We start from the raw sequence: 24,164 nt of genomic DNA, 5'->3' as shown, positions 1-24,164 counted from the left end.
CTTTTTTGTTAAGGAGTCTGTTATGTCTGCGTCACTGTCTCATTCATCTCCTCGGGTGTTAATTGTCTGTCTTGGCAATATTTGCCGCTCGCCCAGTGCAGAAGCTGTGTTTCGAAAGCGCGCTGAAGACGCGGGGCTTGCCATAGAAGTTGACTCAGCTGGCACTTATGGTGGTCATGCGGGCGCGCGTCCCGACGCTCGCGCCCAAGCCGCAGGTGAGCGCAGAGGCTATGACTTTAGCAATATCTATGCTCGCCAAATCACGGCGAGTGACTTTAGTTATTTCAGCCATATTTTGGCGGCTGATAAGCAAAACCTAGCTGATCTTAGCGCGATTTGCCCAGCGGAGCATCGTCATAAAATTGCTTTATTATTAAGTAAGAGTGAGGGGGGCGAAGGACAAGAAGTACCAGATCCTTATTATGGCACTGAGCAAGGCTTCGAGCAGGTGTTAGATTTAGTTGAGTCGGCGTGTGATGCCTGGTTAGCGGACGTACGTTAAAATGTAATAGTGCATTTACAGAGGCGGGAATATGTCCATTTTAAGTGTGCTGGTCATTGCTGTGTTGGTGCTGTGGCTAAGGTGGTGCGTGACGCGCCAGCCCTATTATTACCAAGCCGACTATAAAGTGGATGCTGAACAAGCGCATATTTTGGCTGAGATAGCGGCTATTCACGTCGAAGCCGATACCAAACCCTTATGGTCAAAAATTTCTTTTTACCGCGAGGTGATGGAGCGCTTAGGTCAAGAAGTCAACACCGTCTCTACCATTGTGCCAAGTGGCGGTGAGGGCGCACCTAAAGGAGAATGGCTACTCCCCCCACATGCAAATCCTAAACGCCGTATTTTATATATCCATGGTGGCGGCTGGAGTGCCGGTAGCCCGCAAAGTCATAGACGCATTACCGATCAATTTGCCTTATTAGCTAATGCTTGTGTCTTTGCCATCGATTATCGACTGATCCCTGAGCATAGTTATCTTACTGGGCTAAAAGATTGCCAACAGGCTTATCTGTGGTTACTAGAGCATGGTCCACAGGGACCCGGAGCCGCCGATTTTATGGTGATCGCCGGCGACTCGGCAGGCGGCAGTCATACCTTGGCGCTGCTCACCTGGATAAGAGATAGGGCTTTGCCAAGCCCTAGCGCGGCCGTTGCGTTATCGCCTGCTACCGACTTATTACGAGACTCGCTGCGCAAAGGCCCTAATGTTGCTCGCGACCCCTTATTAGGGCCTATAGTGGCGCCATTGGCGTGGCTGCCTAAACCGCTATTGTGGCTGGGCCTAGCGTTACTGATGCGTACTCGCCCCGGACATCCTTGGGTATCACCGCTTCGGGCAGAGCTACAGCAATTAACGCCCACCCTTATTCAAGCTAGTGATAGTGAAATTTTATTAGAAGGTATTGAAGCCTATACCAAGAAAGCGCGCGCCGCTGGCTCTAGTGTGGAGTTACAGCGCTACCCCAACAAAGTGCATGTTTGGCATATTTTTTCCCGCACTCATGAGCCTGCTTTTAGCGATATCGCAGACTTTTTAGCGCGCATTGAAGCAAAAACAGCTCAAGTTTAGTTAAGTCATTTCTTCATGGACTTGGCCATAAGCAAGCAACGCAAATAATCCGGTGCCACCAATAATATTACCCAACAATACCGGCAATATATGATAAATAAGGCTGTCAAACAGACTTAGATCATTATTGAGTACCAAAATAAAGATCTCATAAGAGCCTGCGATAACATGAGTAAAGCCGCCGGCGGCAATCAACCAAGTAAACATAATAATGACACTCAGCTGGCTATTTTTAGCAGAAGGTAACATCCACACTAAGGCGGCAATAATAAAACCCGAAGGCGTGGCACGTAAGAGCGACTCGGACCAACTCAAGCTGCCTACTTCTTGAGAAATAGTGATAATCGCATGTAAGACTGAGGGGGAGAGTATGTGGGCATAAAAGCTCAGTGCGGCAGCCAAAAAGGTGCCCACTAAGTTGGCCAAAAATACTAAGCTCCATAAACGGGCCACGCAATAACACCGCCGGCGAGTAGGCTCTGCTAAGAGAGGTAAAATAACGGTAATAGTATTTTCAGTAAAAAGCTGTAACCGACATAAGATCACTAGCACAAAACCAAAGGTGTAACCTAAGCTCTCGAACAGTCCTAAATAGTCATGATCTTCCCCTAAATTAGTCCGAATAATGCCCTCAACCAGCACCGAGGTTGAAATACCAATCCCCGCCGCCACCCCCGACCACCACAAGGAAGCCTTAGGGCGTTCTAACTCATTTTCACCCTCGCGCCAAATGATTGAATAGACAGTAAGTGAAGATAAGTTACCGTTCTCGGCGACAGAGTCTCGTTCTTTATCCGTCAGTGCTTGCTCACTGGAAGTTGGCGTTTGTTCGCGCTTTTCACGGGCTTGCTTAGTATGGCTCTGCGATTGAGAGGCGTTATGTTTATCCATCTCTTTATCCTTTAATAAACGAGAAAGAGGCAGTAATAACCAAAATAAAGACGATAAGCTCAATTAAACAAGTGTAGCCTGTTTAGCTGAAGGGATTAGCGATGCCCCCTATTGACTGGCATAAAAAAGGCTCCCTTAGGAGCCTTTGTATTAGTGTTTATAGTATCAGAGCTGGCGAGGTGACGTCATGGCGGCAGAGGCGGTATGCTGCGCCGCTGTACTGCCCGCATGGCGACCACTGGTTATTACCTGCTCCCGAGTAAAAGCAGGGTAGTCTGGCTTTACAAAAGGCGGTTGGGCAATGACTTCTGGTTTAACCATAGGCGCTGATACACGACGTGAGCCTTGGTATAAACCGCTAGCGGCGCTAGGGTGCGCCGCTGCCACTGGCTTAGTGGCAGCGGTCGGCTCCATGTTTGCACTCGGCTGTTCAGCCACTGCACTAGACTTAGACGCCTCTGCTACTGGCTTGGCATCGCTTACCACTTCGGCCTTAATTTCTGTAGGACGCTCGCTAGGCTGAGGCTCGCTAGGTTGAGGTGAGCTTTCTGCTACCTCAGGCTGAGTCTCGGGAATGGGCTTAGCCGTTATTTCTGGCGCTGAGATGACAGGTGTGTCTTCTGCCTTAGTGTCCTCTACCTTAGCGTGCTCTGGCTTAACCGCTTCAGGTTTAGGCGCTTCAGGTTGGGTAGCTGTCACCGCTTCTGGCTGAGTTGCTTCAGAGGCTGTCACTGGCTCAATGTTAGCTACTTCAGGCTTAGTCGCTGCCACTTTTGTCTGTGCTGGATTTGCTACTGCAGATTGTGGGGCATTTGATTCCTGAGTTTCAGCAGGTGTGTTAGCAGGTGGTGCCTGCAAGGCGGCCTTATGCTCTGCTACCTTTGCCGATGTTTCAGTAGGAGTAACAGATGAGTCTGTAGTGGCCTTAGGTTGCGCGGCGGCCAGTGCGTCTTCGCTGGCTATCCACTTATCTTCACCTTGGCTGGCCACTAAAGCGGCGATGCTGTCTTCGCGACGACGACGACGGCTGTCTTCGTTAATGCGCTTGCGCTTAGGCATAGTACTGCGCTTAAGCGCTTCTTTGGCGGGCGCTTCGGCGCTCTGGTTTTGAGAAGTTGCGCTACTTGCAGTGCTATTATCTGCACCGACTCGAACCTGCTTTCTTAGTTGGCGACGTTGGCGACGCTCCGCTAAGTTTTTCTCCTGAGACTCAGGAGCCACAGTGGCTTGGGTCGGTGAGGTGCTAGTCTCAGGCGTCTGAGCGGCAACTGGCTCACGGCGCGGTTTTCTGCGCTCGCGACGGGGGCGCTCATTACGTGTTTCGCTCGCAGCTCCCTTAGTGGCGGGCTTTTGCTCTGATTGCGCGGTAGCGCTACGTTCATCTTCGCGCGGCTTGCGCGGCGCATTGCGCGGGTTGCGAGTATCGCTTCGCTCACGACGCGGCTGAGTACGCGAGGCTGAGCGCTCATTGTTACGTGCGCTTTGGCCGTTGTTAGCCGATGGGCTAGGGCGTGCTGTCGTATTATTACTGGTCGCACCTGGAATAGCTTGGGCTGAGTTATCGCCTGTTAACCACTGACTTAAAGTGGCAAACAAACGGCTAAGCAAACCTGGCCTCGCAGCCGTGGCCGCTACCGTGGGTGTGGCTTGGGGGGCAGGAGTCGGTGCGCTAAAGCCTTGTAGCACGGGTTGCTCGCTACGAGGGCCATTTTGGCTATCACGAGGCGTGTAAACACGTTTTTCCACAGGAGTTTTTAAGCTATAGCTGGTGGCGCTTTCTTCTTCACCACTGCGCACTCGCTCTACCGAGAAATGCGGCGTTTCGAGTTGCTCATTAGGAATAATATAAATTTCAACGTTATAGCGCTGCTCTAAAGTCGCGATGGACTTGCGTTTTTCATTTAATAGATAAGCCGCTACATCCACTGGCACTTGACCATGAATTTGTCCGGTATTGTCTTTTAGTGCTTCTTCTTCAATTAATCGTAAAATAGCCAGTGCTAGCGACTCATTATCACGAATGGTGCCTTGGCCTAAACAGCGTGGGCAAACATGAGTGCTGGACTCACCTAAAGAAGGACGCAGCCGTTGGCGAGACATTTCTAATAAACCAAAGCGCGAAATGCGACCTAATTGAATACGCGCTCTGTCTTGGCGCACCGCATCACGCAGTCTATTTTCAACTTCTCGCTGATGGCGCACCGGCGTCATGTCGATAAAGTCGATGACCACCAAGCCACCTAGGTCTCGCAGGCGCAACTGACGAGCAATTTCTTCGGCGGCTTCTAAGTTAGTTTGTAGGGCAGTTTCTTCAATATCACCGCCTTTGGTGGCGCGTGAAGAGTTAATATCAATACTGGTCAGCGCTTCGGTTGGGTCTATAACAATACTGCCACCTGAGGGGAGGCGCACTTCGCGTTGAAATGCTGACTCTATTTGGCTTTCAATTTGATAATGGCTAAACATAGGCACATCGCCATCGTAGAGTTTAACCAGCTTTAAGGAGTCGGGTCGCACCAGCTCAATGTGCTTTTGCGCCCGTTCAAATACCACCGGGTTATCGATTAATATTTCACCAATATCCCGGCGCAAGTAGTCGCGAATAGCGCGGACAATGACGTTACTTTCTTGATGAATTAAAAAGGGCGCCGTACCACCTTGTGCCGCTTCTTGGATGGCGTTCCAGTGCGCTTGCAATACATGCAAGTCCCATTCTAGCTCTTCACCGGATTTACCGACACCTGCAGTGCGCACGATAAGACCCATGCCATCGGGTAAGTCTAATTGAGACAGTGCTTCTTTAAGCTCGGTGCGCTCATCACCTTCAATACGACGCGAGATACCGCCAGCACGAGGATTATTGGGCATCAACACTAAATAAGAGCCGGCTAAACTAATAAAGGTAGTGAGCGCCGCACCTTTATTACCGCGCTCTTCTTTATCAATTTGTACAATCACTTCTTGGCCTTCTTTCACCACTTCTTTGATGTTAGGGCGGCCTTGATAGGTGTAGCCTGCAGGGAAATAGTTACGAGCAATTTCTTTTAAGGGTAAAAAACCATGACGATCCGCACCATAATCCACGAACGCGGCTTCAAGGCTAGGCTCAACACGGGTAATTTTTCCTTTATAGATATTGGCTTTCTTTTGTTCGTGACCTGGGCTTTCAATATCCAAATCATAGAGTTTTTGCCCATCTACTAGGGCAACACGCAACTCTTCTTCTTGAGTTGCGTTGATTAACATTCTTTTCATTAATAGCTCTTTTATAAAGTTTTTACTGTTTTTACAGTGTTGGTGTTTCCCTAGCACCGCTGTCTATTCCGACGAGCACCGGCCTCGAGTCTGGTAGCGTAATGGATACAGCCTCCCGGCTGGGTACGCTTGAGGCGCTTATTCAGGTGTTTTTCACGGGTAAGGGAGAGCCCAAAAGTCGCGAATAAAACAAGATGCTAGGGGTATACGGGGCGCACCCGCCTGCATTTTTGAGAGAGAGGCAGGTGAGCACAAAAATCTGAGCCATTATCACACTTTAACTGTAATCTTAGCAAGGCGCCTTTTCTGCCCCTACTCACACTTTCTAATGATAGAATACAGCCATGAAACCAGAACAACAGCATAGCGTACAACTGCTCACTATAGACGATGAATATCAAGGGCAGCGCATCGACAACTTTTTACGTACCCAACTCAAAGGGGTCCCTAAAACTCTCATTTACCGAATTGTTCGCAAAGGCGAAGTTCGCGTTAATAAAAAGCGGATTAAACCGGAGTATAAACTACAGGCCGGAGATGTGGTGCGTATCCCACCCGTGCGGGTAGCCGAGCGCGCCGCGCCGGTGCCTGCTAATAAGTTAGATGAGGTACAGCCCCTAGAGGCGGCCATTTTATATGAAGATGAAGCGCTACTTATTATTAATAAGCCGGCCGGCATGGCAGTACATGGCGGCAGTGGCTTAAGTTATGGCTTAATTGAAGGCTTGCGTGCGCTGCGCCCTGAGGCGCGTTTTTTAGAACTAGTGCATCGCTTGGACCGAGATACCTCGGGCTTATTGCTCGTGGCAAAAAAGCGCAGTATGTTGCGCAATTTGCATGAGCAGCTGCGAGAAAAGACCGTTGAAAAACACTACTTTGCACTGGTAGCAGGGCACTGGCCGGCAAAACAACGAGCCATAAAAGCGCCCTTAAGAAAAATAGAGCTGCCCTCAGGTGATCGCGTGGTAAGTGTAGATACCCGAGAAGGGAAAGCTTCAGATACTCGTTTTCGAATTGTTCAACAATATGAACAAGCCACGTTACTTGATTGCAGCCCCATCACTGGGCGCACGCATCAAATTCGAGTGCATACCTTAGCCGGCGGCCATCCTATTGCCGGTGATAATAAATATGGGGATCAAGAGTTTGATAGCCAAATGCGCCAGCTCGGTCTGACGCGATTATTTTTACATGCCTGTCGGTTGCGCTTTTTCCACCCAGTGACTCAAGAGCAGATGACCATAGAAGCGCCCTTAGAGCCAAGTTTAGAAACACTGCTGACTAAGTTGAAAAAAAGATGAATTATCGATTAGTTATTTTTGATTGGGACGGCACCTTAATGGACTCGGTGGACCGCATTGTCTCGAGCATGCAAGCTAGCGCTCAGGCGTGTGCCTTGCCTATTCCTGAGGCGAGTGCGGTGCGAAATATTATTGGTCTTAGCCTATATAAGGCCCTTCCTTTATTGTTTGGCGCGCTGACGGCTTCGCAAAATGAGCAGCTGCTTCAGGTGTATCGTCGCTATTATATGGAGCTTGATAACACGCCCGCTCCTTTATTTAGCGGTGCCACTGAGCTTATCAAAGACTTACATCAGCGCGGTTATCAACTCGCAGTGGCTACCGGTAAACAAAGAGCCGGCCTTGATCAGGTGCTAATGGAAACGCAGCTCACTGAGTATTTTCATGCACTGCGCGGTGCCGATCAAGCGGTGTCTAAGCCCGATCCGTTAATGCTGCAACAGATCTTAGACGAGCTTAATGTTAGCGCGTCAGAGGCGGTGATGGTGGGCGACTCCAGTTACGACTTGGCCATGGCCCAAGCCATCGCTATGCCGCGTATTGGGGTGACCTATGGCGTGCACGATGCGCCTCGATTACAGCAGCACCAACCAGTGGCACTGATTGATGATATTCGCCAATTACGCCAGTGGGTTTAAGTATGCTAAAGAGTGAGGAGGCGCCCCAGCGTCTGACAGTGCGATGCATTCGCCTCCTGCCTCACGATTCGCGCCTCACTATAAATTAGGGCACTTGCACACCAAACTCACTCAGTAAGTCCACCAAGGCAATCAGCGGTAGGCCGATCAACGCATTAGGATCGCGCCCCTCCATACGCTCAAATAAGCTAATGCCTAAGCCTTCACATTTAAAGGCCCCAGCGCAGTCCAAAGCGGGTTCGATAGCCAGATAGCGGTCAATGGTCGCGCTACACAAGGTGCGAAATACCACGCTAAAGGGCTCAATCATAGAGCGCATGTTATTGTTGGTGACATCATACACCGCCAAACCGGTGTAAAAAGTGAGGTGCTGGCCACTGGCGGCCAGTAATTGGGCTTTCGCTTTTTCCAGCGTGCCAGGTTTACCCACAATGTGGCCATTATTAACACATACCTGATCGGCGCCAATAATCAGACTATGAGGAAATTGCGCACGCAGTGCGTAGGCTTTTTGCTCCGCTAGGCGCTGTACCAGTGCAGGCCCAGACTCTAATGGCTGCGGTCGCTCGTCAATATCGGGGCTTTGACTGTGAAAACTCAGTCCTAATTTGTTTAATAAAAGCTGACGATAGGCTGAAGACGACGCCAGTACCAGCGAGGGTGTGATTGCGGACATAATAAACCCAAACTAAAACAACATAGCACTACAGTGTATTAAGCCCAGCCACGATTTGCGACCCTTGCTGTTTAAACATCATGATAAGCCTTAACTGACTCGTTTAGTTGAAAAGGAGTGCGCAGTAAAATTTACGCGCAGAAATGATTTTCCCTTTGACTCCAGCGCCTTGGCTCTATAACATGCGCGCCTTATGGAAAAGGTAAAGTTGCCCAAAAAGGTAGATCCCGCTCGCTGCGCACTAAATCGTCTGCATTATGATGGCGTTTTTAGCGCGTCGCTTATGCCCAGAGTAGCGGAGTCAACCCAAGGTATCCGTGGTGATATCAACGTATCTCTAAACTTTGGCGCCGACGCCCAAGGGCTGCTCGTTATGCAAGGTAAAACCTGCATGACAGTGTCGCTCCAGTGTCAAAGATGTAACGAGCCGTTTGATACTACTATAGAATCCGAATTTACATACACACCGCTGCGTAAAAACGCAGAAGTGCCAGACATGCCGGAAGATTACGATACGGTTGAAGTGGATGATGTTGGCGAAATAGACTTGGTTGAATTAATTGAGGATGAACTTATCCTCAGCTTGCCCTTAATACCGGCTCATGAAAATGAGCAGTGTTCATTGGGTAAGTTTGATCAAAGCTTTGGTACAATTCCCACCGCAGAAGATCGTCCTAATCCTTTCGCAGCGCTGGAAGGCTTAAAACGTAAGTAACTGATTTAGGAGTGAGGTCAAATGGCCGTACAAAAGAATAAAGTATCACGTGCTGTGCGCGGAAGCCGTCGTTCACACGACTCTTTGACTACTGCTGCATTGTCTGAAGACAAAACTTCAGGTGAATTGCACCGTCGTCATCACATCACTGCGGATGGTTTTTACCGCGGTGTTAAGGTTATTAATAAGTAATAATAACCTTGTCGCAGCTCACGGTTGCGTTAGATATGATGGGGGGAGATTTTGGCCCCTCAATTACAGTGCCTGCCGCCGCGCAGGCACTGTCGCTTCTGCCTGATCTAAATCTGTTGATGTTTGGTGTGGAAGCCCAGCTTTCTCCCTGGCTATCACGTCTTAAGTTAGACCAACATCCCAGAGTAAAAACCTGCTTTTGCAGCCAACAGGTGGGCAATGATCATAAAGCCGCATTTGCCCTGCGCCATCTAACCGACTCTTCTATGCGCCACGCGCTAGATGCTTTAGCATCTGGGCGCGCACAAGCGTGCGTGAGTGCCGGTAACACAGGCGCCTTAATGGCTATGGCAGTAAAGGTACTCAGTACTGTGCCCGGTGTTGATCGCCCCGCCTTAATTACGCGCCTGCCTCAAGAAGGAGCAGGGCATGCCTTATTGCTTGATGTGGGCGCCAATATTAGTTGCAGCGCCCAGCAATTAGTGCAATTTGCTTTAATGGGCGAGCAAGCCGCGCAGCGCATTTTAGGATTGAGCCAGCCGCGCATTGCCTTACTCAATGTCGGTATGGAAGCGACTAAAGGTAATGAAACTGTACGCGAAGCCAGTAAACGCTTAAGTGCGATATCCGGACTTAATTATTCGGGCTACATTGAAGGGACGTCGTTGTTCATTAACCAAGCAGACGTGATTGTTTGCGATGGTTTTGTTGGTAACGTGGCGCTTAAAACCAGTGAAGGTATTGCACGGCTGTTAATTGGTCAGCCCCTAAAGCGCGGCTTATTAAGTAAGATATTGTCTTTTTGGTTAAAAAAACGACTCTCTCATCTGAACCCCGACCAGTATAACGGTGCGAGTCTGATAGGATTGCGCGCCAGTGTGGTGAAAAGCCATGGCAGTGCGGGCTCACCTGCCTTCTTTAATGCGATTTTGCAGGCTATTTCTGAAATTAAACAAGATTTGCCAGCGAATATCGCGCATCGTTTCGACACTGCCCCACAGGACAGTCACGCAAGATAACGCCTATGAACAGTAAAATTTTGGGAACCGGCAGCTACCTGCCTGCGGCGATACGTACTAACGCCGACTTAGAAAAAATGGTAGAGACAAATGATACTTGGATAGTGGAGCGTACGGGCATCCGCGAACGCCGTATTGCCGGTGCAGATGAATCTATCACTACTATGTCTTATCAGGCATCGTTGCGCGCCCTTGAGGCCGCCGGATTAGCGGCTAGCGACTTAGATATGATTATTCTTGCCACCACCAGTGGTGAAAATGCCTTTCCTGCTGCCGCCTGTGAAGTTCAAGCCTTACTAGACGTACAAGGCATTGCAGCTTTTGATATTGCTGCTGCCTGCGCCGGGTTTAGTTATGCCTTAAGTGTGGCGGATCAATTTATTAAAAGTGGTGCCGCGCGCCATATCTTAGTAATCGGCGCGGATGCGCTATCTAGAATGTGTGACCCACAAGATCGTGGCACCATTATCTTATTTGGCGATGGTGCCGGTGCGGTAGTGATTGGCGCCTCAGAAGAGCCCGGTATCTTATCCACCCATTTACATGCCGATGGCCGCTATAGCGACATGCTAAAACTGCCTCATCGCCAGCGCGGTATCAGCGGCGATGATATGAATGCCTATATGAGCATGAAAGGCAACGATGTTTTCAAGGTGGCGGTCTCACGGTTAAGCGAAATTGTGACCCAGACCTTAGAAGCCAATAATATTGATAAGTCAGAGCTAGACTGGCTAGTGCCTCACCAAGCTAATTATCGTATTATTAACGCCACTGCCCGCAAGTTGGGTATGTCAATTGATAAAGTTATCCTAACCTTAGATCGCCACGGCAATACCTCTGCTGCCAGCGTACCGATCGCCTTCGATGAAGGGGTACGCGATGGACGTATTCAGCGCGGCCATTTAGTGTTGCTTGAAGCCTTTGGCGGTGGATTTGCTTGGGGCTCAGCGCTCATTCGATTTTAAGTTAAGCAGCATTCGCTCATCAGCGAGGCAAGCGCTTGGGTGCAATAGATGCGCTTACTACATAGATAAGGATCTACAATGACATTTGCCATTACCTTTCCCGGCCAAGGCTCCCAAACCGTGGGTATGCTCAGTGAGCTGTTTGCTGAGCATGACATTATTAAGCACACCTTTGCTGAAGCATCTGCGTCTTTAGGCTATGACCTGAGTGAGCTGGTATTAATGGGTCCGGCTGAGGCATTGAATCAGACGTGGCGAACCCAGCCGGCATTATTAACCGCTTCGGTAGCAATTTGGCGTTTATGGCGCGAGCAAGGCGGGGCTATGCCCGATGTGATGGCCGGTCATAGTTTGGGTGAGTATTCCGCCCTCGTCTGTGCTGAGGTGTTATCACTGGCAGATGCCGTTAAGTTAGTCGAATTGCGCGGCCAGCTCATGCAAGAAGCCGTACCAGAAGGCAGTGGCGCCATGTCTGCCATTATTGGCTTAGATAATGACACCATTATTGCGAACTGTGCGCTAGCCGAACAAGGCGAGGTGGTGTCGCCGGTTAATTTTAACTCTCCTGGCCAAGTGGTGATTGCGGGTAATAAAGCCGCGGTCGAGCGCGCTAATATTTTAATGAAAGAAAGTGGGGCTAAGCGCGCGCTCCCGTTACCGGTGAGCGTACCCTCCCATTGTGCATTAATGCGCAGTGCTGCAGAAAAACTGGAACATACCTTAACCGATATGGTCTTTAATGAGCCAGTGGTGAGCGTGATTAATAACGTGGACGTCGCTCAAGAAAATACCAGTGCTGCCATTAAAGACGCCTTAGTACGCCAACTTTATAGCCCAGTACGTTGGACTGAGACGGTAGAGGCCATGGTAGGGTTAGGAGTGACCTTATCGCTTGAATTTGGTCCAGGCAAAGTATTATCAGGCTTAGCCAAGCGCATTGATAAACGGGTAGAAGGACTCGCAGTGAATGATAATGCCAGTCTGGAGCGGGCCTTAGCTGACGTCGCGGGTGCGTAATAATCGATAAAATGAGTAAAGTCGGTGGCGTCAATTGAGCCATGCCACATGCCATTTCATGACTATGTGCCATTTGTTTTGTGAATGCGCCGCCGATTTTTCATTATTAAAGGAGTAATTATGAGCGTTAGTAAAAAGCTGGTATTGGTGACTGGTGCCAGTCGTGGCATTGGTCGCGCTACAGCAGAGCTCTTTGCGGCGCGCGGTGCCTTTGTGGTTGGTACTGCTACCAGCGAGCAGGGCGCCCAAGCGATCAGTGAGTATTTAGGGGAGCAAGGAAGTGGTTTAGTGTTAAATGTCACCGATGCCGCTTCTTTAGAGCAGTTTTTAAGTGATGTTAAATCACAATTTGGCGAAATAGATATCTTAGTCAATAACGCCGGCATTACGCGTGATAATCTGCTCATGCGGATGAAAGATGACGAGTGGCAAGATATCATAGACACTAACTTAACCTCGGTATTTCGGTTGTCTAAAGCGGTATTGCGCGCCATGATGAAAAAACGCTTTGGCCGCATTATCTCTATTGGCTCAGTGGTGGGCACTATGGGCAATGGCGGCCAAGCTAACTATGCTGCCGCTAAGGCCGGCTTAATTGGTTTTAGTAAGTCATTAGCGAGAGAAGTTGCCTCACGTGGCATTACCGTCAACGTCGTCTCGCCAGGCTTTATTGAAACTGACATGACACAGGCACTAAGTGATGATCAAAAGGCGGGGATCTTATCTCAAGTTCCTGCAGGTCGCTTAGGAGCAGCCAAGGAAATTGCTTCGGCTGTGGCTTTTTTAGCCTCAGAAGAAGCTGCTTATATCACGGGTGAAACGCTGCACGTAAATGGCGGCATGTACATGGTGTGATGGAAATCTCCGCAGTTGGCGGCTGTTTGGTGGAAAATGCAGCATTTTAGGCATGAATTCTGGTTAGACCAGCCCTAAATAGTCTTGCAAACGACGGTTAATTTAATACACTAGCGCAACGACACGCACTTGCGTATTTCTAAAGGATAATATTGGTCATGAGCAACATCGAAGAACGCGTAAAAAAAATCATCATTGAACAACTGGGTGTTAAAGAAGAAGAAGTTAAGTCTGAAGCTTCTTTTGTTGACGACTTAGGTGCCGACTCTTTGGACACCGTAGAGTTAGTAATGGCATTGGAAGAAGAATTCGACACTGAAATTCCTGATGAAGAAGCTGAAAAAATCACTACCGTTAAAGCGGCAGTTGATTACATCAACGCGAATCAAGAGTAATAAATTTGCGCCGAAGTGACCCTGTGTTACTTCGGCGCTGCCCCGTTTTAATCCCCATTCGGAGACGCTCCTGTGTCCAAACGCAGAGTCGTGGTGACTGGCCTCGGTATGCTATCTCCTGTCGGTAACACGGTTGATGCCAGCTGGCAGGCCTTGTTGGCAGGCAAAAGTGGCATTAGCAATATCGAACACTTTGATACAACCGATTACAACACCAAATTCGCAGGCCTGGTCAAGGACTTCGATCCCGAAGATCATGGTATCGCAAAGAAAGAAGCCCGCAAGATGGACTTGTTCATCCAATATGGCGTGGCAGCCGGTTTACAGGCACTTGCCGACTCCGGACTTGAAATTACAGACGCCAATGCCGATCGCGTTGGTGTATCCGTAGGCTCCGGCATTGGTGGCCTTGGTTTAATTGAACAAAATCACACTAATTTGCTGGCCAGTGGCCCTCGTAAATTAAGCCCGTTTTTTGTACCTTCCACCATTATTAATATGGTGTCGGGGCATTTATCAATCATGAAAGGCTTACAGGGCCCTAATATTGCGGTCACTACTGCGTGTACTACAGGTACCCATAGCATTGGTTTGGCAGCACGCATGATTGCCTATGGTGACGCCGATGCTATGGTGGCCGGTGGCACAGAAAAAGCCTCTACTCCTATGGGCATGGGTGGCTTTTCTGCAGCGCGCGCGCTATCAACGCGCAATGATGAGCCGCAAAAAGCCAGCCGCCCTTGGGATACAGACCGTGATGGCTTTGTACTAGGCGATGGTGCCGGTGTGATGGTACTTGAAGAATACGAACATGCTAAAGCGCGCGGCGCCAAGATGTATGCTGAGTTAGTGGGTTTTGGCATGAGTGGTGATGCTTATCATATGACAGCGCCTCCTGCAGAGGGTTGCGGTGGTGCCAAAGCCATGAGCAATGCTATAAAGGATGCTGGCATTGCGCCAAATGTTATTGGCTATGTGAATGCTCATGGTACTTCTACCCCCTTAGGGGATGTGGCAGAGCTGCGCGGCATGAAGCAAGTGTTTGGCGAGCATGCTAAACACTTGATGATAAGCTCTACTAAATCGATGACCGGTCATCTGTTAGGTGCGGCCGGAGCGATTGAAGCTATCTTTAGCGTACTGGCATTGCGCGACCAAATTGCACCGCCCACCATTAATTTGGATAATCCAGATGAAGAGTGCGATTTAGACTTAGTGGCGCATACCGCGAAAGAAGGCCAATTTGACTACGCCTTATCCAACTCGTTTGGCTTTGGTGGCACCAATGGCTCATTGATTTTTAAACGCATATAATGGCCCTTTGGCCATGCTTAAAGCCCGGCCTTGTGCCGGGCTTTTTTATTGAGGGCGTTATGCAGGCAATCCCCACTGACACCTGTGCGTTAAGTCGTGGCTGGCAATTAGGCGATGGCCATTTTACTACGCTACATGCTCCTTATGGGCGCATTCGTCATTGGCCTTACCATCGGGCTCGCCTAAGCCATGCCTGTGAACGGTTGCACATGCCGATGCCTAATTGGCAAGAGGTTAAGTCCCAACTGCTGGCTCACCTTGATGCGACAGCGGATCAAGTGGTGCGCATTACCTTGGTGCGGGGTAGGGGCGGGCGCGGCTATAGCATTCAAGGCTGTGAGCGCACCCAAGTGGTGATCACGGTGTCTTCTTTTCCGGCGCATTATTATCAGTGGCGCCAGCAAGGTATTGAGATCGGCGTGTGCCAAGGCCGTCTTGGCTGCTCGCCATTATTAGCAGGCTTAAAAACCATTAATCGTTTAGAGCAAGTGTTATTAAAAACCGAACTTGAGCGCCACGGTTGGTCCGAAGCCTTAGTGTGTGATAGTCAAGGGCGAGTACAAGAAGCGGTGACCGCCAATGTATTTTGGCGAACAGGCGAGCACATCTTTACACCTGTGTTGAGTGAGCTTGGGGTATGGGGAACGATGCGCGCGTGGAGCCAGGATTATTTAGGAGCAAGACTGACCTTCACTCAAGCGCCCTTAAGTGAGGTATTTGGCGCCGATGAAGTCTGGCTAAGCAATGCTCTGCTTGGCATAGTAGCGATAAAGGCCATTATTGGGCCACCAAACACAGATACCGCAGTTCTCAATAATCCCTTACTGCCCGTTAACCGAGTGGATTTTAACAACCAAAATTCTCAGATAACTAAGGAATTGCAACAGGCTTATGAAAAGACTAATTAAGTGGTTAGGGCGACTGTTTCTATTGGCGGTGCTGGTCATCGGTGGCCTGGCGATATATAGCTATCAAGAATGGCAGCAATTAGAGAATGCGCCTATTGCCGATACCGACTCCCCATTATTTGTGGTGGCGCGCGGTGAAACAAGCAGTGTGTTAATTAATCGTTTAAGTGAACAATCCGTCCCACTCTATGTTAAAAAACTCTGGTTGCGCTTTCATCCAGAGCTGGCCAATGTGCGCCAAGGAACCTATAAATTTGAGCCAGACACCTCGGTGCGAGAGGCATTGCAAGCCATTGTTGCGGGCGATACCTATCGCTTGCAGGTGACTTTAGTAGAAGGCTTGCGCTTAAGTGATTGGCGAGAAAAGCTGGCTAAGGCAGAGTATTTAGAAACTACCTTACAAGGACAAAGTGAAGCCGCTATTGCCAAGCAATTGGGACTAGAACAGTCTAAGTTAGAAGGCTGGTTGCTACCTGAGACCTATAGCTATACTCCGGGTGATACTGACTTATCTATTTTGCAACGTGCTTATGATGATATGGTGGAGTTTATAGAGCAGGCATGGCCTGAGCGCCAAGATAACTTGCCGATCAACACTCCCTATGAAGCGTTAATTTTGGCGTCCATTATTGAGAAAGAAACCGGTATCGCCGAAGAACGACCCTTGATTGCCTCAGTATTTGTTAATCGCTTGCGAGTGTCGATGCGCTTGCAAACCGATCCCACGGTGATCTATGGCATGGGTGAGGATTATGACGGTAATATTCGAAAGAAAGACTTACAAACTCATACTCCTTATAACACCTATATGATTGATGGCTTGCCGCCTAGTCCTATTGCCATGTCGAGTAAAGAAGCTATTTTGGCTACCTTGCATCCAAAAGACAGCAATTATTATTATTTTGTGGCCATGGGTGAAGGGCGGCATTATTTTTCTAAATCGTTAAACGAGCATAATAATGCAGTGCGTCGTTACATTCTTAAAAGGTAAATTATGAGCCAGTTTATCGTCATTGAAGGCTTAGAAGGCGCGGGTAAAAGCACGGTTCACGCTCATGTCGTCGCATGGCTGCAAGCGCGCGGCATAAGTGTGGTGAGTACTCGCGAGCCCGGTGGCACACCTTTAGCCGAACGTATGCGCCACTTAATTAAAGAAGTGCATGATGAACCGCTCACCGTAGAAGCCGAGCTGTTATTAATGTACGCCGCGCGGGTACAGTTAGTGCGTAACCGCATTGAGCCAGCGTTAGCCGCAGATTGTTGGGTGGTGGGTGATCGCCACGACTGGTCTTCGCTAGCCTATCAAGGCGGCGGACGAGGCATAGACAGTGATTTAATTCGTCAAATAAAGCGGGCGGTCTTAGGTGATTTTGCCCCCGATCTTATTTTATATCTAGACCTAGACCCAGTGGTGGGCTTGGCAAGAGCGCAAATTCGTGGCGAGCTCGATCGCATCGAACAAGAGCAGTTAAGCTTTTTTGAACGCACCCGCGAGGTTTATTTAAGCTTGGCTAAACAAGAGCCTAAATGTCGAATAATTGATGCCAGCCAAGATGAAACTACCGTAAAAGAGTCGGTATTAACCGCCTTGGAGACTTGGTTTGTATCCTTGGCTAAGTGAGTTAACAGCGCAAATGATGCCGCTGGTTGCACAGCAACAATTAGCTCATGCTTTACTTATTAAAGGGGCAGCCGGCTTAGGCAAAGTGCAATTTGCCACCTTGTTAGCGCAAGGTTTATTGTGTCAAACCACTGAAAACAATGCATCTAAGACACTGCCTTGTGGAGACTGCCATTCCTGTTTGCTTTTTCAAGCGGGCACTCACAGTGACTTGCACCGAGTGAGTAGCGAGACGCGCAGCATAGGGGTGGATAGCATTCGCCAACTATGTGCCGTGTTAAATGAGCGCCCACGGCTGGGGCGCGCTAAAGTGGCGCTAATTATTGATGCAGAAAAAATGACCGAGGCGGCGGCCAATGCCCTACTTAAAACACTGGAAGAGCCAAACGGCCAAGCGACGTTGATTTTGATCAGTGCTAAGCCAGAGTATTTATTACCCACTATTACCAGTCGCTGTCAACAATGGTTAGTGCCGCTACCCGACACTGAGCAAGCGCTCGACTGGCTTGGCAGCCAAGACTTGCCTGCTGAGAGTCAAGCTAGCTGGCGGGGTGCGTTAAGTGTCAATCAAGGCTCACCGTTAGCCACCTTAGCTTACCTAAAGGCAGGACGCGATGCAGCGCGCCATCAATTATTAAGAGATTTTAGTCAGCTGCGCACTCAGCCAGAAATGCTGGCGCCGCTTCATAGTGCCTTAACTGCTGAGCCGCTGTCGCGAATTTGGCTACAGCTGTTATTACAAGATGCGCTACAAGGCGCGCTTGGACTACCAACACAAGGCGTGCGACTTGTAGATAATCGTGACTTATCCCAAGCACTTAGCCAGCTTGGTCCCCTTAAGTTATCGCAGGCAATTAGCCAATTAATGGCGCTAACCGCACAGGCGCAACATGAGGTAGGGCGTCCTATCAATAGCTCACTACAATGGCAGCTATGGTTAAATAACTGGCTTAATTAAATAAGTTAATTAAGTGAGATAATGCCAAATGAACGTTATTTTTTATGATAAAGGAGAGAGTTTTGCTGGTTGACTCCCATTGCCATTTAGACAGATTAGATTACGGTAATAAACACCAAGATATGACCGAGGTTATTGCTAAGGCCGCCCGCCGCGGGGTCGAACACATGTTGTGTATTGGCGTGAGTTTACGCTCTTTTCCTGACATGCTGGCCGCCATTAAGCCTTTTCCACAAGTGTTTGCTTCTTGTGGTGTGCATCCTTTGCACCAAGATGATGAAGCCAATAACCCCGAATTATTATTATCCCTTGCCAGCGATCCAGCGGTAGTCGCGATTGGCGAAACTGGCTTAGATTATTTTTATGCTCCTGAGTCGGCGTCATTGCAGCGCCAGTCATTTGAGCAACACGTAGCGGTTGCGGTGGCACTAAATAAGCCATTGATCATTCATACTCGCCAGGCGCAAGACGAGACCCTCGCCGTATTACGAGCAGGCGGAGCTGAAAAAGTAGGTGGCGTATTACACTGCTTTACTGAGTCATTAGACATGGCACAAGCGGCCATTGAAATGGGTTTTTATATTTCTATTTCCGGTATCGTTACTTTTAATAGCGCGGCTGCGCTGCGTGAAGTGGTAAAAGCCTTACCCTTAGAGCGATTGCTCGTTGAAACCGACTCGCCCTGGTTAGCACCGGTGCCGTTTCGAGGTGAAGAAAATGAGCCGGCTTATACACGGACCGTGGCGGAGTTTATTGCTAATCTTAAGGGCATTTCCACCGAAGAAGTGGCCGCGCAAACCACGGCTAATTTCTTTAAGCTATTTAAACTGGCAAGGCCCGTGCAGCCGACTCACGCGAATAACCACACTAATTAGCGCCTCATCATATTATAAAAGGAGAGAGCTGTGCTGGCATGGCAAGCTTGGTTAATAGCAGGATTAATATTGTTATTACTTGAGCTATTTAGCTTAAGCTTTTTTGCCATTGCTTTTGGACTGGCCGCCTTGGTCGCTATGCTAATCGCACTACTAGGCGGGGAGTTAATCTGGCAATGGCTGGCATTTGCACTTTCTGCTTTGTTACTCGCACCGAGCTTAAAGTCTCTTTTTCGCCGCTTTTCACCCTCTCAGCGGCGCCATTTTTTAGCCGGTGAAGCTAAGCAGCAAGTGGGAGAGATAGCCCAATTGTCCACGGGTGAATTACGCGTTAAATTTGATGGTGATCTGTACCTTATTTGCAATACGGCCAAGCGCTCCTTGAAGGTGGGGCAGCAGGTCATTATTTCTCGCTTTGATGGTATTACCGCCATCATTGACTAATAAAAGGGCATAGTATGGCGTTTGAACCGACGTTATTGATCGTCTTAGTATTTGTGGCCTTGATTCTAGTCTTTGTCATCAAAGGCCTGATGATAGTTCAGCAATCAGAAGCTGTGGTTATTGAACGACTGGGCAGCTATAACAAAACCTTAGCGCCGGGTATTAACTGGGTGATCCCTTTTATAGATAAACCGCGCTCCATTAAAGTGCGCCGTTACCAAGCCATCGGAGGTAAAAGTGTTGCCGTGATCACAGAAGAGCTGCGCATTGACCGCCGTGAAACGGTATTAGACTTTCCCGGGCAGTCGGTAGTGACTGCCGACAACGTGAGCGTGATGGTCAATGGCGCTTTGTATTTTCAAGTGATTGATCCAGAGCGTGCGGTGTATCAAACGGAAAACCTGATCCAAGCGATTGAAATTTTAGCTAAAACCTCACTGCGCTCCGAAATGGGTAAAATGGAGCTGGATAAGTTATTTGAATCACGCCAAGAAATTAACGATAAATTACAAGTCGTTATGGATGAAGCCGGTAATAAATGGGGCGTTAAAGTTACGCGGGTAGAAATTCAAGACATAGTGATCCCTGCAGAAGTAGAAGATGCTATGCGCAAACAAATGGCGGCCGAGCGTGAGCGCCGAGCGCTAGTACTGCGCGCCAGTGGGGAGCGAGAAGCGGCCATCGCGCAAGCAGAAGGGGCGAAGCGCTCCAGTATTTTAATGGCGGAAGGCAGTAAAGAAGCGGCTATTTTATTAGCACAAGGTCAGCGCCAAGCCATTGAAGAAGTACTGTTAGCAGGTAATCAACAATTAGAGCCAGAGCTTGTGATTGGTTATTTGCTCGGTCTTGAATATTTAAATACCTTGCCCGATATTGCTAAAAACGGAGAGCGTGTCTTCTTGCCCTTTGAAGCCAGCAGCGTCTTAGGTGCCATTGGCAGCATTGAAGCCTTACTCAAAGGGCCTAAAGTGTAAGTATTGTTAAATAGCGGGGCGCTGTCGCTCAGCCAGTAAAAAATAGGCACAGCTGGCCAACAAGGTGCAAGCGGTCATAGTAAACAGCATATACAGCGGGCTATTATCGGGAAGGGTAGCAACGAAAGCGGCCACCAAGGCTGCCGAGCCAAAGCGAAGAGTGCCCGCCATTGACGAAGCTGTGCCCGCTAAGTTAGGTAAGTTACTGAGTAGGCTGGCCATGCTATTACTGCCAATAGTAGAAATAACGCCCACATATAACATAATGGGGGCCACCACCGACCACAACCCCCAGCCCATTAAAGGACCGATGGGCAATAATAGCCCGGCCAATAATTGCAGCCCCAGTGCCAAACGCAGCATAGTCCGTGAGCCTAAACGATGGACCCAGCGGCCATTAAAAATAGTAAAAGCCATGAGGCTTATTACGTTTAAGCCAAACAAATATCCCACCTGCGGCGCGGCTATGCCGTAAATATCAATATAAATAAACGACGCAGCTGTTAAAAAAGCAAACATGCCTGCAAAAGAAAGGGCGCCACATAGCATATAACCCAAGGCCACTGAGCTGGTCAGTAAACGTAAATAGCTGCGCAATATGGAGCCTAAGTGCAGAGGTTGGCGCCTTAGCTGGGGCAGCGTTTCGGGCAGGCGAATACTACAGGCCAGAGCCACTAATAACGTAAAGCCACTTAATGCCCAAAATATGGAGCGCCAGCCAAACCAATGAGCCAAGTGCCCACCTAGCATAGGGGCAATTAACGGGGCTAGGGTCATGACGAGGGTGATATAAGACATAGTGCGCGCAAAGTCTTCGCGGTTAAATAAGTCGCGCACCAATGCTTGTATCACCACTGCCGAGGCGGCACCGGCAAAGCCTTGCGCACAGCGCAACCAAGTGAGACTTTCTACGGAATTTGTCATGGCACACAGCATGGCGACGAGTGCAAACACAGTCATGCCACCTAATAACACCGGGCGACGACCCTTAGCATCCGATAAGGGGCCAAATAATAATTGCCCAAGGGCAAAACCGCCGGTGTAAGCGGCGAGCGTGGCTTGTACCCGATGGGAGTTGCTAGCTAACGACTCGGCAATCGCGGGCATAGCCGGTAAATACATATCTATCGCCAGCGGCGTGAGGGCAGAAACCGCACCCAGTAAGATAATAAGAGGTAGAGATGCGCGAGCGGACATACGCCGGAGTTCCTCCTATGCCCACCGCGTAACTGTGGGTGAGCATCTAGTAGTGAAAGAGCTTAATTTAAAAGCCATCTGAGCTTAACCCCTCTAGGTTAGCGCCGCTCAGTATAAGCTGAAGTGCGTCATAATGTTATCACGCTTAAGTTAGTGGCAGCCTCGCCAAGCAGATGAGCGCTTGCAACTACGCCTACAAAATATTACTGTATACATATACAGATAAGGAGTCCGTTATGGCAGTGACAATACAATATCTCGTGGTTAGAAACGGAATCGAAAAAATGACGTTTACCAATAAAAAAGAAGCAGATGCTTTTGATAAATTGTTGGACTTAGCTGAGCACCTCGACCAGGTACTGAGTCAAGCCCCCGTGCAATTAGCAGAAAGTGATCGTGAGGCCTTGGCCCTCTTTTTAGCCCAGCACCAAGACCAATTAAGCGGCCCTAAAAAAGTCGCTGCAAAAAAGTCATCTAAACCCGCCGTTAAAGAGGGCGCCATAACCGAAGTCGCTGATGATGCTGGTACAGCTAGTAGCGAGACCATTCACGCCGTCGCGTAATTATTGATATAAGGTACGATACAAGCCAGGGGTGGCTAACAGCTCTTGATGGGTACCAGATTGACTGACTTTACCCTCTTCAAACACCAGTACTCGGTCGGCTTGGCGCACAGAGCTAAGCCGATGCGCCACAATTAAGGTGGTACGCCCCGCTAAAAAGCTGGTTAAAGCCTGATGAAGTTTATGCTCGGTCTCAGTATCTAGCGCTGAGGTCGCTTCGTCTAAAATTACAATGGCGGGGTCTTTTAAGATCATGCGCGCAATCGCTAAGCGTTGTTGTTGACCACCCGATAGCTTCATGCCTCTTCGTCCTACTTGGGTATTTAAACCCTCGGGCATAGCAGAGACGACCTCTGTCAGTTGAGCCACACTCAGTGCTTGCCAAATTTTGGCATCGCTATGCTCATCGCCTAAACATAAATTTGCCCGTAGGGTATCGTTAAATAGCACCGGTTGCTGGAGGACGGTCGCAATATGCTCACGAATAATCGGAAAGCCAATATCTTGACTATTTACTCCCCCAAATAAAATTTGGCCGCTATCGACCGGATAGAGCCCTAACAATAACTGAATAAATGTAGACTTACCGCCACCGCTGGCTCCCACTAATGCCACTTTTTCTCCGGCTTTAATTTTTAAACTCACTTGGTCTAAAATCTTGCGCTCGGCATTATAAGAAAAACTTAAGTTGTTCACTTCGATGGCTAGCGTCGTTTTTCCTAGGAAAGGATCAACTCCCATGCCTGAAGAGGACGGGCTAAGCAGTGATTGTTCAGCGTCGGTGCCTAAAGCGAGTAAGCCATTAATACGCTTTAGCGCGCCGCTGGCGGCATAAAAGGAATACTGCATATTGAGTAAGTCTTGAATGGGGCCCATCATAAACCACAGATAACTAAAGACGGCGAAAATCTCTCCCACCGATAAATCTGTTAACAGCACCATTATCATGCCGGTGGCGCGAAACACTTCTACACCGGATAAAAACAATAAAAAGCTGGCGCGATTAGCGGCTTCACTTTTCCAAGCATAATCAATGGCGCTATCGCGTACGCCGCGCGCACTGTCAACCACGCGCAGTAAATAATGGCGTTCCTTATTCGCCGCTCGTATCTCATGGATGCCATCTAGGGTTTCCACCAGTGCCTGTTGAAATAATTCAAAGGCAGTATTTTCATTACGTTTAAGGTGCTTTACTTTGGCGCCTAAGCGGCTAGAGAAATAAATCACCACCGGATTGAGTAATAAAATAAATAAAGCCAACTGCCAACTAAGCAGTAATAACACCACAGCTGTGCCAATCACACTAAATAAGCTAATGAGTAATCGACTTAAGGTTTCGCCTAAAAATTTATCTAGGGTTTCTACATCGGTGACAAAATGTGAACTCACGCTGCCCGCACCTACTGACTCAAAGGCACGCAAAGGAGTGCGCAGGAGTTGTTCGGCTAATAAGCTGCGAATTTGAAAGGTAAGATGTTTAGCCACCCGTGCAAATTGGCGACCTTGGATTACGTTAAAGACTAACGAAAATAAGCGCAGTAACAGTGTGATCACCAGCACACTTAAAATGAAGCCAATGCCGGTTTGCAAAGTTGTGGGAAGTATCCAGCTTAAACCGGCTACTAACTTAGCGGGTTGCTCAAGCAATACCTCGTCAACTAATAAGGGCATTAATAAGGGCACGGGCACCGCAAGCAAGGTCCCTAATAGTGCAAAAATATGAGCGTAAATCAGCGCAGATTTACGTTTTCGCATCATAGTGACAATATTTGACCATTGTAATAGTGGGGGCACAGCGCTGTTATTATCCATCAATC

25 protein-coding genes are annotated in these 24,164 nt (G+C 48.9%); 20 read left to right on the top strand and 5 right to left on the bottom strand.

The window, feature by feature from the left end:
• Nucleotides 1-22 precede the first annotated feature (22 nt).
• Together CBP12_RS03730 and CBP12_RS03725 are read left to right on the top strand one after the other, a co-directional pair.
• The gene (locus CBP12_RS03730) at nt 23-502 is read left to right on the top strand and encodes a low molecular weight protein-tyrosine-phosphatase (RefSeq protein ID WP_086963077.1); all 480 of its coding nucleotides are present in this window, start codon (nt 23-25) and stop codon (nt 500-502) included.
• Between the two features lie 31 nt (nt 503-533).
• Complete coding sequence (locus tag CBP12_RS03725; RefSeq protein WP_086963075.1) at nt 534-1,574, top strand: alpha/beta hydrolase; 1,041 nt, start codon at nt 534-536, stop codon at nt 1,572-1,574.
• On the opposite strand, the gene CBP12_RS03720 is transcribed toward CBP12_RS03725, so the two are convergent.
• Both CBP12_RS03720 and rne read right to left on the bottom strand, forming a co-directional pair.
• The gene (locus CBP12_RS03720) at nt 1,575-2,465 is read right to left on the bottom strand and encodes a formate/nitrite transporter family protein (protein WP_086963073.1); all 891 of its coding nucleotides are present in this window, start codon (nt 2,463-2,465) and stop codon (nt 1,575-1,577) included. It lies immediately after the preceding gene.
• A 165-nt stretch (nt 2,466-2,630) separates the two neighbouring features.
• Nucleotides 2,631-5,720, bottom strand: coding sequence for a ribonuclease E (gene rne / locus CBP12_RS03715; protein WP_086963070.1), 3,090 nt, complete (start codon nt 5,718-5,720; stop codon nt 2,631-2,633).
• 344 nt (nt 5,721-6,064) lie between these two features.
• Here rne and rluC point away from each other — a divergent pair, with 344 nt between their 5' ends.
• Both rluC and CBP12_RS03705 read left to right on the top strand, forming a co-directional pair.
• A complete protein-coding gene (gene rluC / locus CBP12_RS03710) occupies nt 6,065-7,021 on the top strand; it encodes a 23S rRNA pseudouridine(955/2504/2580) synthase RluC (protein ID WP_086963068.1) in 957 nt (318 codons plus the stop codon).
• Nucleotides 7,018-7,659 (top strand): HAD family hydrolase, encoded by a 642-nt coding sequence (locus CBP12_RS03705; protein WP_086963066.1) that lies wholly within the window; start codon nt 7,018-7,020, stop codon nt 7,657-7,659. Before rluC ends, CBP12_RS03705 begins: the two co-directional genes overlap by 4 nt.
• Before the next feature lie 85 nt (nt 7,660-7,744).
• Here CBP12_RS03705 and CBP12_RS03700 read toward each other — a convergent pair whose 3' ends face one another.
• Entirely contained in the window at nt 7,745-8,326 is a 582-nt protein-coding gene (locus tag CBP12_RS03700) for a Maf family protein (RefSeq protein ID WP_086965351.1), read from the bottom strand.
• Between the two features lie 202 nt (nt 8,327-8,528).
• Here CBP12_RS03700 and yceD point away from each other — a divergent pair, with 202 nt between their 5' ends.
• The 15 genes from yceD (at nt 8,529) to CBP12_RS03625 (ending at nt 20,587) form a co-directional block, all read left to right on the top strand.
• Nucleotides 8,529-9,050 (top strand): 23S rRNA accumulation protein YceD, encoded by a 522-nt coding sequence (gene yceD / locus CBP12_RS03695; RefSeq protein WP_086963064.1) that lies wholly within the window; start codon nt 8,529-8,531, stop codon nt 9,048-9,050.
• Between the two features lie 21 nt (nt 9,051-9,071).
• A complete protein-coding gene (gene rpmF, locus CBP12_RS03690) occupies nt 9,072-9,242 on the top strand; it encodes a 50S ribosomal protein L32 (protein ID WP_086963063.1) in 171 nt (56 codons plus the stop codon).
• 8 nt (nt 9,243-9,250) lie between these two features.
• Complete coding sequence (gene plsX, locus CBP12_RS03685) at nt 9,251-10,261, top strand: phosphate acyltransferase PlsX (RefSeq protein WP_086963062.1); 1,011 nt, start codon at nt 9,251-9,253, stop codon at nt 10,259-10,261.
• A gap of 5 nt (nt 10,262-10,266) precedes the next feature.
• Nucleotides 10,267-11,226 carry a beta-ketoacyl-ACP synthase III gene (locus tag CBP12_RS03680; protein ID WP_086963059.1) on the top strand — a complete coding sequence of 320 codons (960 nt, stop codon included), beginning with the start codon at nt 10,267-10,269 and terminating at the stop codon, nt 11,224-11,226.
• 78 nt (nt 11,227-11,304) lie between these two features.
• The gene (gene fabD, locus CBP12_RS03675; protein ID WP_086963057.1) at nt 11,305-12,243 is read left to right on the top strand and encodes an ACP S-malonyltransferase; all 939 of its coding nucleotides are present in this window, start codon (nt 11,305-11,307) and stop codon (nt 12,241-12,243) included.
• A 120-nt stretch (nt 12,244-12,363) separates the two neighbouring features.
• Nucleotides 12,364-13,098, top strand: coding sequence for a 3-oxoacyl-ACP reductase FabG (gene fabG, locus CBP12_RS03670; RefSeq protein ID WP_086963055.1), 735 nt, complete (start codon nt 12,364-12,366; stop codon nt 13,096-13,098).
• 158 nt (nt 13,099-13,256) lie between these two features.
• Nucleotides 13,257-13,493 carry an acyl carrier protein gene (gene acpP, locus CBP12_RS03665; RefSeq protein WP_086963052.1) on the top strand — a complete coding sequence of 79 codons (237 nt, stop codon included), beginning with the start codon at nt 13,257-13,259 and terminating at the stop codon, nt 13,491-13,493.
• A 72-nt stretch (nt 13,494-13,565) separates the two neighbouring features.
• Nucleotides 13,566-14,807, top strand: a complete 1,242-nt coding sequence (fabF, locus tag CBP12_RS03660) for a beta-ketoacyl-ACP synthase II (protein WP_086963050.1) — start codon at nt 13,566-13,568, stop codon at nt 14,805-14,807.
• A gap of 59 nt (nt 14,808-14,866) precedes the next feature.
• Complete coding sequence (gene pabC, locus CBP12_RS03655; RefSeq protein ID WP_086965349.1) at nt 14,867-15,715, top strand: aminodeoxychorismate lyase; 849 nt, start codon at nt 14,867-14,869, stop codon at nt 15,713-15,715.
• Nucleotides 15,699-16,706 carry an endolytic transglycosylase MltG gene (gene mltG / locus CBP12_RS03650; RefSeq protein ID WP_086963048.1) on the top strand — a complete coding sequence of 336 codons (1,008 nt, stop codon included), beginning with the start codon at nt 15,699-15,701 and terminating at the stop codon, nt 16,704-16,706. Before pabC ends, mltG begins: the two co-directional genes overlap by 17 nt.
• A 3-nt stretch (nt 16,707-16,709) precedes the next feature.
• Nucleotides 16,710-17,336, top strand: coding sequence for a dTMP kinase (gene tmk, locus CBP12_RS03645; protein ID WP_198341850.1), 627 nt, complete (start codon nt 16,710-16,712; stop codon nt 17,334-17,336).
• Nucleotides 17,317-18,294 (top strand): DNA polymerase III subunit delta', encoded by a 978-nt coding sequence (gene holB, locus CBP12_RS03640; RefSeq protein ID WP_232455139.1) that lies wholly within the window; start codon nt 17,317-17,319, stop codon nt 18,292-18,294. Before tmk ends, holB begins: the two co-directional genes overlap by 20 nt.
• Before the next feature lie 44 nt (nt 18,295-18,338).
• On the top strand, nt 18,339-19,169 hold the full coding sequence (locus CBP12_RS03635; protein ID WP_198341849.1) for a TatD family hydrolase: 831 nt from the start codon (nt 18,339-18,341) through the stop codon (nt 19,167-19,169).
• 30 nt (nt 19,170-19,199) lie between these two features.
• Nucleotides 19,200-19,613: an NfeD family protein gene (locus CBP12_RS03630; RefSeq protein ID WP_086963042.1), complete on the top strand. Its 414-nt coding sequence runs from the start codon at nt 19,200-19,202 to the stop codon at nt 19,611-19,613.
• A 14-nt stretch (nt 19,614-19,627) separates the two neighbouring features.
• A complete protein-coding gene (locus CBP12_RS03625; protein WP_086963041.1) occupies nt 19,628-20,587 on the top strand; it encodes an SPFH domain-containing protein in 960 nt (319 codons plus the stop codon).
• A 6-nt stretch (nt 20,588-20,593) separates the two neighbouring features.
• Here CBP12_RS03625 and CBP12_RS03620 read toward each other — a convergent pair whose 3' ends face one another.
• Nucleotides 20,594-21,784, bottom strand: a complete 1,191-nt coding sequence (locus CBP12_RS03620; protein WP_086963039.1) for a Bcr/CflA family multidrug efflux MFS transporter — start codon at nt 21,782-21,784, stop codon at nt 20,594-20,596.
• A 236-nt stretch (nt 21,785-22,020) separates the two neighbouring features.
• Between CBP12_RS03620 and CBP12_RS03615 the strand changes: the two genes are divergently transcribed.
• Nucleotides 22,021-22,347, top strand: coding sequence for a YebG family protein (locus tag CBP12_RS03615; protein ID WP_086963037.1), 327 nt, complete (start codon nt 22,021-22,023; stop codon nt 22,345-22,347).
• On the opposite strand, the gene CBP12_RS03610 is transcribed toward CBP12_RS03615, so the two are convergent.
• A complete protein-coding gene (locus CBP12_RS03610) occupies nt 22,348-24,159 on the bottom strand; it encodes an ABC transporter ATP-binding protein (protein ID WP_086963035.1) in 1,812 nt (603 codons plus the stop codon).
• Nucleotides 24,160-24,164: the final 5 nt, after the last annotated feature.

It is taken from the genome of Oceanisphaera avium, from assembly GCF_002157875.1.
GTDB lineage: Bacteria > Pseudomonadota > Gammaproteobacteria > Enterobacterales > Aeromonadaceae > Oceanimonas > Oceanimonas avium.
This window is presented reverse-complemented; position numbering and strand designations above follow the sequence as displayed.

Excerpts from the sequence above, each read along its gene's own strand:
- CBP12_RS03730 (WP_086963077.1), top strand. The coding sequence starts at position 23 with ATGTCTGCGTCACTGTCTCATTCATCTCCTCGGGTGTTAATTGTCTGT.
- CBP12_RS03725 (WP_086963075.1), top strand. The coding sequence starts at position 534 with ATGTCCATTTTAAGTGTGCTGGTCATTGCTGTGTTGGTGCTGTGGCTA.
- CBP12_RS03720 (WP_086963073.1), bottom strand. The coding sequence starts at position 2,465 with ATGGATAAACATAACGCCTCTCAATCGCAGAGCCATACTAAGCAAGCC.
- rne (WP_086963070.1), bottom strand. The coding sequence starts at position 5,720 with ATGAAAAGAATGTTAATCAACGCAACTCAAGAAGAAGAGTTGCGTGTT.
- rluC (WP_086963068.1), top strand. The coding sequence starts at position 6,065 with ATGAAACCAGAACAACAGCATAGCGTACAACTGCTCACTATAGACGAT.
- CBP12_RS03705 (WP_086963066.1), top strand. The coding sequence starts at position 7,018 with ATGAATTATCGATTAGTTATTTTTGATTGGGACGGCACCTTAATGGAC.
- yceD (WP_086963064.1), top strand. The coding sequence starts at position 8,529 with ATGGAAAAGGTAAAGTTGCCCAAAAAGGTAGATCCCGCTCGCTGCGCA.
- rpmF (WP_086963063.1), top strand. The coding sequence starts at position 9,072 with ATGGCCGTACAAAAGAATAAAGTATCACGTGCTGTGCGCGGAAGCCGT.
- CBP12_RS03680 (WP_086963059.1), top strand. The coding sequence starts at position 10,267 with ATGAACAGTAAAATTTTGGGAACCGGCAGCTACCTGCCTGCGGCGATA.
- fabD (WP_086963057.1), top strand. The coding sequence starts at position 11,305 with ATGACATTTGCCATTACCTTTCCCGGCCAAGGCTCCCAAACCGTGGGT.
- fabG (WP_086963055.1), top strand. The coding sequence starts at position 12,364 with ATGAGCGTTAGTAAAAAGCTGGTATTGGTGACTGGTGCCAGTCGTGGC.
- acpP (WP_086963052.1), top strand. The coding sequence starts at position 13,257 with ATGAGCAACATCGAAGAACGCGTAAAAAAAATCATCATTGAACAACTG.
- pabC (WP_086965349.1), top strand. The coding sequence starts at position 14,867 with ATGCAGGCAATCCCCACTGACACCTGTGCGTTAAGTCGTGGCTGGCAA.
- mltG (WP_086963048.1), top strand. The coding sequence starts at position 15,699 with ATGAAAAGACTAATTAAGTGGTTAGGGCGACTGTTTCTATTGGCGGTG.
- tmk (WP_198341850.1), top strand. The coding sequence starts at position 16,710 with ATGAGCCAGTTTATCGTCATTGAAGGCTTAGAAGGCGCGGGTAAAAGC.
- CBP12_RS03635 (WP_198341849.1), top strand. The coding sequence starts at position 18,339 with ATGATAAAGGAGAGAGTTTTGCTGGTTGACTCCCATTGCCATTTAGAC.
- CBP12_RS03625 (WP_086963041.1), top strand. The coding sequence starts at position 19,628 with ATGGCGTTTGAACCGACGTTATTGATCGTCTTAGTATTTGTGGCCTTG.
- CBP12_RS03620 (WP_086963039.1), bottom strand. The coding sequence starts at position 21,784 with ATGTCCGCTCGCGCATCTCTACCTCTTATTATCTTACTGGGTGCGGTT.
- CBP12_RS03615 (WP_086963037.1), top strand. The coding sequence starts at position 22,021 with ATGGCAGTGACAATACAATATCTCGTGGTTAGAAACGGAATCGAAAAA.
- CBP12_RS03610 (WP_086963035.1), bottom strand. The coding sequence starts at position 24,159 with ATGGATAATAACAGCGCTGTGCCCCCACTATTACAATGGTCAAATATT.